This is a genomic window from Shewanella violacea DSS12 (assembly GCF_000091325.1).
GTDB lineage: Bacteria > Pseudomonadota > Gammaproteobacteria > Enterobacterales > Shewanellaceae > Shewanella > Shewanella violacea.
In genome coordinates this window covers 1,261,659-1,274,698 of sequence record NC_014012.1, presented here as the reverse complement: position 1 = coordinate 1,274,698, position 13,040 = coordinate 1,261,659, and the positions used below count along the sequence as shown (strand labels likewise).

Sequence of the window (13,040 nt, the reverse complement as noted above, 5' to 3'; positions counted from 1 at the left end):
TTGTGCCACTCCAGTCTTATGGTTTTGTTAACCTAATCTTGTGCTTTCCTGCCTTATGCTTCTCTTAAATCCTTAGCCAAGTTTGATGATTCGATTACTCCCTATTAATTATTTGTATAAATATTTGAATAATCCCCAAAATCTTCATAGTCTTATCGTTTACCTTTGCGCAAACACATGAAAACATCCTCAAGACAACCAAGTAACACCCATCACAAATGCGCTTCACGACTTCTATGCCACAAAAGGAAATAGGCCATGGAACAACTTCGACCTGACTTTATCTATCCCCCTGGCTCCATGTTGATGCACTCGCCACTCGTGCTCAACAGGGCCGACATGTATGGTTTCTTCATGAAAGGGAAAGAGCAAAACTTACAAAAATCCATCGATACTTGCCTTAATCAGGTGGCGGGTAGCAAGATGTACTTTAAGGTGCTTTCACCTTATATCTTAACCAGCTTCACCCGGATCGATAAGGCCTATTCAGCGAACCCTCAAGACAGGGAGAAAGGCTGGATTCAGGAAACGGATATTATCACTTGGGTCATGATTGGCAGGCAAGAAAGTGCCGACAGTGATGACATCAGTCATCTGTATTTTCATCCCTTATTCACCTTCGTCAATGATGCCATGGCCCTCATCAATGGCCGCGAGCTATTCGGTTACCCCAAATACATGTGTGAGTATGAGATGCCTAAGCCAGGTGAGGCCCTCACTAAACTCAGCCTCTCGGTAAAGAGCTTCAAAACCTTCTCTCCCGAGACGGAACTGGCATTTCATCCCTTATTAACGGTAGATTGTGAAGCACAAGAGGAAGACCAGCTCACCACATTCGAGGCCATCACTAAGACTTGGAAGCTGTTTAAAGATCAGACCGATTTTATTCCTGAACTCGACAAACTAGGTGAAGAACAGCTATTTAGCTTGCTGTTCAAACCCGCTATCGATCAAGTTTTTCTCAAGCAATTACCGGACTCAGCCGGAGAAAAGGCTGTGTATCAGGCGATAACAGCCTCACCCGCTAAGGTGAATAAAGTCCATTCGTTATCATTGCTGGAAAATGATCTATTAGCCACAGTGTACGACAATGCCAGCTTCCCATTGAAAGAGGCATTGGGCGTCGAATTGGGTGAGCAACATGTGCTGCTCCCCTATCACGTCAATTTTGACTTCGAAGTGCCAGAGGGAGAGGTATTAGTCGATAACTCGGTACTTAAGAAAGAGAAGATTGCCATACTCGGCGGCGGAGTAGCCGCTATGTCGGCGGCCATGTGCCTCACCGAGCAGCCAGGTTGGCAGAACAATTACGAGATAGATGTCTATCAACTAGGTTGGCGCATTGGCGGCAAAGGTGCCAGCGGGCGTAACGCCGAGCAAGGCCAGCGAATCGAAGAACACGGTCTGCATATCTGGTTTGGTTTTTATCAAAATGCCTTTAGCCTGATGCGCAAAGCCTATGAAGAACTCGACCGACCAGCCGATGCACCACTGGCGACCTTCTTAGATGCCTTCAAGCCCCATAGCTATATAGTGCTACAGGAAGATGTTGGCGGAGATTCAGATAGCTGGCCCATAGAGTTCCCACTCAGAGATGGACTCCCGGGAGACGGTACGGAGATCTTAACCCTGTGGAAAGTGGTCAAGGCAGCCTTTAGCTGGATAAGAGGCTGGCTCAAGGAGATGGATGACCTACTCGATGAAGCCGAGAAAGAGACGGCTAAACCCGTACATTGGTTTAGCGAAGACTGGTTTGAACGCCTTAAAGACAGGATAGAAGACTCCATTGAAGACACCATAGAGGACACAAAAGAGAGCTTGGCATCACTTGGCGACTCTATCGAATGTCATCTGAATCAGTTAATCGGTCGCGAATGTGATGAACACGTCCACAGCCCAGATGAGGAAGATGAAGGCTTTATCGAGTCCGCCGTCGACAGTTTTCGCGCGCGTTTAGAGGAGAGCTTTTCCGAGAAATTAGAGACTAATGATGAGCTTCGCAGGCTGTATATCGCCTCAGATCTTGGCCTAACCATACTCAAGGGCATGTTCGCCGATGGCGTGTTTAAGCATGGCTTCGATGTTATCAACGATTATGATTACCGTGAGTGGCTAACAAAACACGGTGCGAATCAGAAATTTACAGTGGATTCCGCGCCAGTAAGGAGCTTCTACGATCTGGTCTTCGCCTATGAGAAAGGCAATTTCGATAAACCTAATCTGGAGGCGGGCACCATCATACGATCCATGCTGCGGATAGCTCTGTGTTATCAAGGTGGCGTGATGTGGAAGATGCAGGCAGGCATGGGGGATGTGGTGTTTACCCCCTACTATGAAGTCCTCAAGCGCCGCGGGGTGAACTTCCACTACTTCAACCAAGTGGATAATCTGGTTTGTAATAACGGCACCATTGAAGCCATCGAAATAACCGAGCAGGTTAAACTCAAGCAGGGGCTGGAAAGCTATAACCCTCTAGTCGATGTCAAAGGATTGGATTGCTGGCCAAGTGCGCCACTTTATGAGCAGCTAGATACTGAGCAAGCTCAGCTACTCAAAGATAATAACATCAACCTGGAACACTTCTGGAGTAACTGGGGAGCGGTTTATCAAGACAAATTCGGTAAGCCATTACCGACAAAGAAATTGCTCAAAGGACAGGATTTTGACCGGGTCATATTCGGCTTATCCATAGGTTCGGTACCCCATGTCGCGGCTGAAGTCATGGCCCAGAGCGAGCCATTAACTAAGGCTGTCAACAAGGTCAAGACTGTGGCCACTCAAGCCTATCAAGTCTGGCTCAATGAAGATCTGGATGGCATGGGCTGGAAATACACACCAGAGAGTGGTGAGCAACCTGTACTATCAGGCTTCACCGAACCCTTTGATACTTGGGCCTCTATGGATCAGTTACTCGATAAGGAGGACTGGCAAGGGGTACAACCTAAAAATTCCAGCTACTTCTGTTCGGCGCTGCCGGTAGAGCATTACCCTCCTCGCTCAGATATTGAGTTTCCAGAACTTAAGGCAAACCAAGCCAAAGAGGGCGCTATAGGTCAGCTCAACAATCAGATCCACAAGCTGTGGACTAATGTGGGTGAGGAGTTCCCTTGGCAGTGGTTACACCTGGGCGATGAAGCTAGCGAAGCCACTCAGGGGCAAGCCAGGTTTGATAAGCAATATTGGCGCGTGAATATCGATCCCTCCGAGCAATATGTGATGTCGGTTAAGGGCAGCAGTAAATACCGTATAGATACCGACGGCACAGGCATAGATAACCTCTATGTGACTGGCGACTGGATAAACACAGGCATCAACGCCAGCTGTGTCGAAGCCGCAACCATGGCAGGCATGCACACCTCAAAAGCTATCTGCGGCTATCCTAAGGTGATTAAAGGAGAAAAGGACTTTTAGTCGTTACAATTCCAATGGGGTTAATACATAAAATCCTGGCAGTGAAAGCTGCCAGGATTTTTATCTCGAAAAATTAAATGAAGTCCAAGTTATTGGATTCATCCTCCATGACTTGCCTCAAATGTGCCTGTTTCTCACGGCGTTTATCTGTCTTAGCTTTATACATATTTCTATCTGCGGCTCTCAACCAGTCACTGGCATCCTTCACCGCTGTATTCAACGCATATCCATAACTTATACCTGTCTTTCGATAGCCTTCTTTCGCAAATTCATTGGAGACTTGCTCCAGTTGAACCAGAACAGACTGAGTCTGTTCTACCGAGAGTAAAATGACAAAATTATCTCCCCCGATCCTAAATAACTTAACTCTTTCATGAGCTTCACAGATAAGTTGAAGCTGTTTAGCGGCAAACTTGAGTAAACAATCTCCCTCATGATGACCTAAGGTATGGTTCACCTGAGTGATACCATCGATATCCAACAAGATGAGGTGTTCATCCCGCTTAACCTCAATGCCAAACGGCTGAGTTTGTAAGTATTCGTCGAAAGCGTGTCGATTTTGTAGCTGTGTCAGCCCATCTTGACGGGCTTTCTCCCAGGCAATGCCCAATGTCTTGATGTAGGTCTGCCTCTCCTCAGACAATAACTTGATCTTATTTGCCAGTGCTAAAGACAGTAAGAGTGCATCTGCGGTTCCCCCGATGAGGGTGGCGAGTTCTGCATATTCGATAAAATCCGGTGTCAGGCCTAAATTACCCGGAAGAATAATCACGGCTGGCAGTAATAAACAGGTAAAAGCAAAGATGAAATAACGGGCTGGAGCGAAACCTTTGATCAGGCAGACGTTACCACAAGTGATCGCTAAGCCAATCCACAACATGATTAACACTGAGGCTATGAGTGCGGTGTAGGAGACCAGGTAAATACTGGTAGGCAGTGCCAAAATACAGACCCACATCAAATACTTACTTAGACGCCACAGCTTAGGTGAATACTCAGGAAGCTGAAGAAAGTGTTTATAGAACAATATATTAAAAATTGGAAGACTAATAAAAAATAGATGGTGTATCTCTAGGTTATGGTAATTCCACATATGCGCAGGTATATGAAATGTCACAGCCCAACCAAAAAAGTATGCCAATACATAGAGGCCATAATAAAGAAAGGCACGATCCTTAATAGAAAAGAAAATCAGCAAGTTATAGCAGGCAATGAAGAAGAGTCCGCCTAGGCATAACATCACAGCCATGGCTTCAAAATCTGAACTTTTCTTGTGTTCTAACAGAGGTTTGAGCTCCACCTTAGGCACAGAAGAAAAGTAGCGACTCTCCAGTTTTACTATAAGCCAATATTCCACACCATAGTTAAGCTCAACTTCCCGGCCATAATCAAACAAAAACTCGTAAGGGGCATAGTAGCCACTGTGAGAGTGTTGTTTACTGCCATCGTCACCAATCACCCAATAATCCAAAGATTCAACGATAGAGTTTCTGACACTGATCACCCATTTAGTCTCTCTGTCGTACATCAATGTAGGCATCACCAGCCAGTAACTACCACCAGTCAAACTGATGCTGTCAGCTTTTTCCAGTGTCGCCATCCAAGGGAGTACATCGGCATGTTGAGAGGGTTGTTTTTGCTCAGCTTTAGCATGAAACAGAAAAGATTGGTCGATTGAGGTAACAGCTACAGCTGTTTGGCTAAACAAGATGAGTAGTAACAAGAGAGTTCTTTGGATCATAGCATTCAGCCTTTTATCTAATTATTCATTGACCTTAGGTCAACTACAAACTGCTAGCCTCTATCTGACTCCCCCCTGATCCTTGGAGGCAATCATGGCCACAAACTATTAACACAAGTTGCAATTTTATTTACACATCGGGCATTATTCAATATAAATCATAGAAAATATGAAGATAGTTCATTTCCCGTCGAATAATTAGCCAAATTTGGTACTTTTAAAGCAAGACACTGGTTATAACAGGATTTAATCTAAGGAGCTGACAGAGCCATGGGGGAATAAAGGTGAACCTGCCCTCCGATGGCTGCAGTGATCCTATACAAGTTCAAGCGTCACTAAAGATTAGTTTAGACTATTTTTACGGTAACAATGAGGTATCGAAGTAAACCCTAGTGGATGTGATAATAAGCAAAATAATAACAAGCCAAATAAAACATCAGTCTCAAGCATTTGTTATACCTAGGCTATTGCCCATATAAAAACGACTAAGAAACAGACTTAGCCACAGGGCAGAGAAACCAGAATAAAAGTCGAGAGATTCCAATTAGCATACTCAAGATGAATACTGGTGTTTGGAGATTGGATTTGAGCATGCTAGTAGCGACAACACACAAGCAGGACAACAAAATAATTGCGCGCAATCAACTTGCTCGAAATTTTAATTACTGCTAGATTAACTTAAACCTTCAGGAGAGTTTCAAACATGACATCTATCTATGACTTTTCGGTAAATGATATTCAAGGAAAACCGCTATCCCTATCCGAGTATAAAGATAAGGTGATATTAATAGTCAACACGGCGAGTGCATGTGGCTTTACCCCTCAATATAAAGGGCTACAGGCACTCTATGAAAAATACGGTCCAGATAATTTCGTCATCCTTGGGTTTCCCTGTAACCAATTCGGCGCTCAGGAAACTGGCAACGAGAGTGAAATATCTTCATTTTGTGAGCTGAACTTCGGCGTAAGCTTCCCCCTCTTTGAGAAGATAGAGGTCAATGGTCCAGAGGCTCATCCTCTCTATGAGTACCTAAAATCCGAGGCTAAAGGTATTTTGGGCAGTCAGGGGATCAAATGGAATTTCACCAAATTCTTAGTTGATAGCCAAGGAAAGGTGTTAACCAGATTCGGTTCTACCACTAAGCCTGAAGCGATAGATAAAGAGATAAATAGTTTACTCGACTAATCAACAAGATAGATTCGACTATAAATAAAAACACAAATAACTGTCCATTTTTTGAACTTATTCATTTTTAGGGTATCAAAGAACATGAACACGAAAAAAGTTTTCATGTTCATCATTCTCCCTGGGACTTCTAGCGCGGTCCCCTTGATCTTAAATGATCATCAGGCAGCCCCATCTTGATAAAAGACAGGTGTTGCCCTTTTTTTTGCTTTATTTTTATCCAGCCTTGTAAAAGGTGCTCCCTAGGGGAGAATAAAATGACTCTACGGCTTTAAAAGTTAACCTTTTCTAAATTAATCACTCATACCTAGTGAACCAATTTAATTTGATTTTGTGACTAAGCAATCCGGTCGAAATTCAATCAAATCTTTTTCAATGTACATCATCTCCTTTTAGATACTTCTTGCGTATCTAGCGGGAACATAGAAAGCAATTGCTAGTGCTAACGTTATCATGGTTTCTAATATGAGATAGTTATAGCTCTCCTAGCTTAATACGAGCTGGGATTGACATTTTTTATCTGGTTTTCGCTCAAGATAAAGCCATATTCCCGCTAACTCAGGATGAATAACAAAATAATCTGAATTTATTTTATTATTCGATGAACTAATCAGCCTTAGTGCACTCTTACTATATGTAGCGAGTGCTGCATGTTTTCATCATGGTTCATCACCTCCCCTTAGGACGCTCATTTGAGCCTCCAAATGAAGAGTTAAATTGTGTGCTAGCGCTAAACAGTTTAATTATTCACATACAGATTCTTTATAAGAACTCTTATGGCTCCCCTTATTTAAGGTGGGCCATTTTTTATCTGTTTTTCACTCAAGGTAAAGCCCACTCCCACTACCTAAGGGTAAATAATAAAATAATTTGAATTTATTTTGTTATTCGATGAACTAATCAGCCTTAGTGCACTCTTACTATATGTAGCGAGTGCTGCATGTTTTCATCATGGTTCATCACCTCCCCTTAGGACGCTCATTTGAGCCTCCAAATGAAGAGTTAAATTGTGTGCTAGCGCTAAACAGTTTAATTATTCACATACAGATTCTTTATAAGAACTCTTATGGCTCCCCTTATTTAAGGTGGGCCATTTTTTTATCTTGTTTTCGCTCAAGATAAAACCCACCCCCAATATCTCAGGGTAAATAACAAAATAATCTGAATTTATTTTGTTATTCGATGAACTAATCAGCCTTAGTGCACTCTTACTATATGTAGCGAGTGCTGCATGTTTTCATCATGGTTCATCACCTCCCCTTAGGACGCTCATTTGAGCCTCCAAATGAAGAGTTAAATTGTGTGCTAGCGCTAAACAGTTTAATTATTCACATACAGATTCTTTATAAGAACTCTTATGGCTCCCCTTATTTAAGGTGGGCCATTTTTTTATCTTGTTTTCGCTCAAGATAAAACCCACCCCCAATATCTCAGGGTAAATAACAAAATAATCTGAATTTATTTTGTTATTCGATGAACTAATCAGCCTTAGTGCACTCTTACTATATGTAGCGAGTGCTGCATGTTTTCATCATGGTTCATCACCTCCCCTTAGGACGCTCATTTGAGCCTCCAAATGAAGAGTTAAATTGTGTGCTAGCGCTAAACAGTTTAATTATTCACATACAGATTCTTTATAAGAACTCTTATGGCTCCCCTTATTTAAGGTGGGCCATTTTTTTATCTGTTTTTCACTCAAGGTAAAGCCCACTCCCACTACCTAAGGGTAAATAATAAAATAATTTGAATTTATTTTGTTATTCGATGAACTAATCAGCTTTAGTGCACTCTTACTATATGTAGCGAGTGCTGCATGTTTTCATCATGGTTCATCACCTCCCCTTAGGACGCTCATTTGAGCCTCCAAATGAAGAGTTAAATTGTGTGCTAGCGCTAAACAGTTTAATTATTCACATACAGATTCTTTATAAGAACTCTTATGGCTCCCCTTATTTAAGGTGGGCCATTTTTTATCTGTTTTTCACTCAAGGTAAAGCCCACTCCCACTACCTAAGGGTAAATAATAAAATAATTTGAATTTATTTTGTTATTCGATGAACTAATCAGCTTTAGTGCACTCTTACTATATGTAGCGAGTGCTGCATGTTTTCATCATGGTTCATCACCTCCCCTTAGGACGCTCATTTGAGCCTCCAAATGAAGAGTTAAATTGTGTGCTAGCGCTAAACAGTTTAATTATTCACATACAGATTCTTTATAAGAACTCTTATGGCTCCCCTTATTTAAGGTGGGCCATTTTTTTATCTGTTTTAATTAGCTTATCGTTTACCAAAAAGCAACACATATAAAAACGGGCCTTAGTTACCTAAGGCCCGTTTATTTTATTAGCAAACTAGATAAGTCCCCTACAATAGCGACTCAATGCTATTTAAGTGTGACCTTTAGCGTCACATCTTCGCTACTAGGCATACTTTGTACCGAAATATAGTACCAGCCCGTCTTAGGTTGATTCACTGTCACACTCTCTATGGTGCCAGGATTAGCTGATGCGCCAGTGTTACTGATCACATCAGGCCAGTTCTCACCAACATATAACTCCAACTCTCCAACGCCATGTCCGGTTTCAGCCGTTAAGCTCTGAGTGCCGGCAGGCACATCTATGTAGAAAGATGAACGACCATTTTTGACACAGATAGCGACACCGTCACTGATACTGCCATAATCTTGCACAGTTTGAGTGACACATGTATCGGCTAATGCACTAGGCAGCTCTGGTTCAACAGGAGGAAGCACAGGAGGCTCAACCGGCGTTGTACCTGGGTCAGTTAAACTCACCTTAACGGTAACACCTGAATAGCTAGTGCCTGTGTCTATTCCAATATAACGCCAGCCACTATTAGCCACTACATGTAGGCTCTCACTGTTACCGCTTAGCTCAGACTTAGATTGCGCATTAGTCGATGATGCCCAAGTATCTGCATTAAAGTAGATGTTTGCATCTCCCTCACCACCTTGTGTGGTGATGTAAAGGTCGGTGTTATCCGCATCCACATAAACATAGAAACTGCCTTTTCCGCCGCTGATACACTCTTCTTTTTCAAGGGTCAACTGGCCAGAGGTGATAGTGGCAACACCACAACTCTGCACAACACCATTGTTAGGATCGTTCGGATATGCATCGGCATTATTACCTATGCCATCACCGTCACTGTCCAGAGTTTCTGTGGCATCGAAAGGGAAGGCATCGGCGTTATCACCCACTCCATCTCCATCGCTGTCCAAAGTTTCCGTAGCATCGTTGGGGAAAGCATCGGCATTATTACCTACTCCATCACCGTCGCTGTCCAGAGTTTCCGTGGCATCGTTGGGGAAAGCATCGGCATTATCACCTACTCCATCACCGTCCGTATCAACAGATTCTGTTGGATCATTGGGGAAAGCATCTTGTGAATCTATGACGCCATCACCATCAGTGTCCACAGGTGAAGTTCCACCAGTAACAAGCTCCTCAGTGATTAGGTAATCGTTACTGACACCTTCTTCAGACATCACAGCTACGCCTAAACACTGGCCAGCTGTATTGGTAATTGCCGCACGGCGATTACCAAACCATTTCCATGTCGTAAGACTATCGTATGTTTCGCCAGTAGCTAGAGTAGTGAAGCCAAAGCTTTCACTCAGCTTGCCGGTTTCATTGTCTACGCGGTAGATTCGAACAGGTGTGCTGCTGTTATTGATAAAGGAGAAATCAGCTTCGAACGGACCCGTAAGATGCTTATTCATCAGATCACAACTGCCTATGGTATTGGCAGCAGGAATAGCTTCAGGCGCCGCCGCATTGACAATTGTGCTGGCGTCGATAATGAAATCGGCAGTGGCATTGTTTAGCACGCCCACACTTAAACAGTTCAAGCGTGCATCGGCTAGCATGATGCGACGATCGCCAAACCAGATATCAGATGTGTAGCTCTCACCTTTATTGAGGGTACCGTAACCAAAATCAAACCCAGTTGCCGCACTGGCATACTTAGGCTTGCCCGTCAGGTTGTCGACCCTGAACAGACGAACCGGATAATCTGTGGTGTTGGTGATGGTAAAGCTGTGTGACTCGGCCTTAATCATGTGAGGCCTAGCTAGCTCACAGCTACCCAGCATATTTGGCGCAGGAATGGCCTCAGGCACCACATCTTTTACTAGGCCTGCATCGATAGTGAAGCTGTTCTGAACCGGTTCCATCACGGCAACCCCTAAACAGTTCATGGCATTATCGGTCAGCATCAAGCGATCGCCTTCACTCCAGCTAGCGGCTGTGTAGCTTTCACCTAGGTTTAATGTCTTATAGTTCTTGGCAAAGTTTGCCGTGCCCTTGTTGTTATCTATCCAAAACAGAGACACTGGCGTATCTGTGGTATTGGTGACCGTATATTCTGTCTTACTCGCATCCACCTTACGCACATATTGCTGAGCTAAGGCGCAACTGCCTATTGTATCCGCAGCCGGAATCGCTGCAGTGGCAGGTGCCAGAGTTGCAGAGTTTGCTAACACGAAAGCTTCGAAACCAGCTTCTGTGCGAGAGGCTACACCTTTGAGCACTTCTATATAGGCGGCGTTATCACCGGCTTGCAATGCCGCTGTGATCGAGGCGATTTCATTGGGATGCTGTTCTCCCAGATAGCGCATAGCAAAATAGCCCCATTGATATAAGTCATCATACTCATAGGACATAAATAGCAGGTTATAAAGAGGCGGAATCGTTTCGCCCTTCAAGGCATTGAGAGTACGAGTATGCTCGGCGCCGTTAGCCATATACTCGGCCATCCCCTCAGACCAGGAAACGTTATAATCGAATGAACCATAAGATCCAGCCTTGATGTAGCGACCATCGAGATAGTGAACAAACTCATGTCTCAAGTTATAGATCTGATCGATATACTGACAAGATGTTCCCACCCAAGAATCCGGACACTGCATGGCGATAAAGCGCGCCTGGTTACCGACATTCTCCGGCGTACCTTCGAGGTACATACCACCGTTATCTGTGCTTATTCCGAAGAACTCAGGCGCATATTTCTCGTAATCTTCAGGACTGGCAAACGCCACCACTTCGATGACATCGTTCAGATCACCTGTGACAGGCACGCCGCCAGTATTGAAGAAGCTATGGAACTCAGTCTCTTGCAAGGCAATATCGGCACAAGACTGGGTTAAGGTTGCCTGACTAATACTTGCTTGGGCGCGAATAACCACTTTATCAGTACACTGATGGCGTACGGTTAAGATATCTTCCTCTTTCGGTGGCACAACACAGCTACCAAACAAGGGATCACTCACCTCACACAGACGACCAGCTGACTTTAAGTAGTTCTTAGTGACTATGGTCTCAGTGGTCTCAACCGAGATAACCTGAATCACCTTGCCGTGGACCTCTAAGATAGTGCTATCGAAACGCGCCTTGGCCTCTTCAGTGGCTATGCTGGATATTTTACCCAGAGCGATAAAGGTATGGGGTAAGATCCATTTTCTATCGGCTTCAGTGGACCATTTCATATCCAGTGAGGTTTCCCCCAGAAAGGCGAATGAGCGCAGCACTGAGAGTACGTCCAGCATATTGCTGTTATAAGCAGATTTTACCGGTGCATCACCATAGTAGGCAGCAGAGCCAATGGCCCCTAAGAGTGCCATTGTCGCATCACCGGCATTGGTGGCGCCAAATGGGTTTGTCTGAGTAGAATAATATTGAATTGTCGCTAACAGATGTGGCAGTTGGTTCTTAAAGTAAGTTGCACCAGCGCCGCGCTCAAAGTTATTCAGCGCCTTGGCATAACCTTCCTGAATAACGCCGCCATCTGTGCTCAAGAAGCCTGTCATACTCGCGACAGCTTGAAGTGCAATGCTCAGCTTAGCAGCCTCGGCATCAGACATAGCAGGCGCGTAATACTTATATGAGCCCAAGAAGTAGAGCAGTTGATTGAGATCTGGGTCACTCAGATCGTCAGTGCTTGCAAGGTAGTGAACCGCATCGCTCACATCATCAATAGGGTCATTTACGCCACTGGCAATGGCTTCAAAATCGCTGTAAGTCGCGGCCAAGATAGTAGCAATCACACTGGCGTATTGTGCTTTCGATGAAATAGATGACACAGGGAGGTCGACAACAATATTCGTGTCGAAAACAATATAGTCACCCATAGGAGGTGGAATATCGCCACCAGTCACAGTCACTTGCAGTGTCGTTTCTTGTATGTTGCCGTTAATCTTGAAATAACGTGCTCCGGCCCGGGACACGAAAGAGATTGACTCATTATTGGTGCCGGCTGTGGCACTGGTCAGCTCCGCATTGCCACTCCAGTCATTGCCATCATAAAGGACGATATCGGCATCACTGCCACTGAACGTTCCACCGGATGTGGTGATGGTGACATTACTATTTTCATAGGGCACATTCACATATAAATAGTGACCATAATCGGTAATACAGTGTATCTGATTAGCCGACACTTCACCTTGTCGCTCTAAGGTTTTGGTGCCACACATCTCTGCGGCTTGCACTGGGCTAGAGTAGAATGCACCTAAGTTGAGGGAGAGTAAAATAGCGCTAGCTATAATAGATTTTTTAGCAGATATATTCTTTTTTGGTTTTATTATATTGTTCATCAGGTTTACCTTATGTAACGGCGCCAGCTTATCGCTGGGCATACTAGTCATCTAAGTAAAAAGACACTTTAGATCTAAGATTCGACA

At 44.1% G+C, this 13,040-nt stretch carries 4 protein-coding genes; 2 read left to right on the top strand and 2 right to left on the bottom strand.

What is annotated here, in order from left to right:
• Positions 1 to 258: 258 nt before the first annotated feature.
• Positions 259 to 3,411, top strand: a complete 3,153-nt coding sequence (locus SVI_RS05085; RefSeq protein ID WP_013050369.1) for an NAD(P)-binding protein — start codon at positions 259 to 261, stop codon at positions 3,409 to 3,411.
• Positions 3,412 to 3,484: 73 nt separating this feature from the next.
• On the opposite strand, the gene SVI_RS05080 is transcribed toward SVI_RS05085, so the two are convergent.
• On the bottom strand, positions 3,485 to 5,152 hold the full coding sequence (locus tag SVI_RS05080; protein ID WP_013050368.1) for a GGDEF domain-containing protein: 1,668 nt from the start codon (positions 5,150 to 5,152) through the stop codon (positions 3,485 to 3,487).
• A 703-nt stretch (positions 5,153 to 5,855) separates the two neighbouring features.
• Here SVI_RS05080 and SVI_RS05075 point away from each other — a divergent pair.
• Positions 5,856 to 6,338 carry a glutathione peroxidase gene (locus tag SVI_RS05075; protein ID WP_013050366.1) on the top strand — a complete coding sequence of 161 codons (483 nt, stop codon included), beginning with the start codon at positions 5,856 to 5,858 and terminating at the stop codon, positions 6,336 to 6,338.
• A gap of 2,385 nt (positions 6,339 to 8,723) precedes the next feature.
• Here SVI_RS05075 and SVI_RS05070 read toward each other — a convergent pair.
• Positions 8,724 to 12,953, bottom strand: coding sequence for a collagenase (locus SVI_RS05070; protein WP_013050364.1), 4,230 nt, complete (start codon positions 12,951 to 12,953; stop codon positions 8,724 to 8,726).
• Between the last annotated feature and the right edge of the window lie 87 nt (positions 12,954 to 13,040).

What these genes read in the sequence shown, in the direction of transcription:
- SVI_RS05080 (WP_013050368.1), bottom strand. Translation starts at nt 5,152, where the DNA reads ATGATCCAAAGAACTCTCTTGTTACTACTCATCTTGTTTAGCCAAACA.
- SVI_RS05085 (WP_013050369.1), top strand. Translation starts at nt 259, where the DNA reads ATGGAACAACTTCGACCTGACTTTATCTATCCCCCTGGCTCCATGTTG.
- SVI_RS05075 (WP_013050366.1), top strand. Translation starts at nt 5,856, where the DNA reads ATGACATCTATCTATGACTTTTCGGTAAATGATATTCAAGGAAAACCG.
- SVI_RS05070 (WP_013050364.1), bottom strand. Translation starts at nt 12,953, where the DNA reads ATGAACAATATAATAAAACCAAAAAAGAATATATCTGCTAAAAAATCT.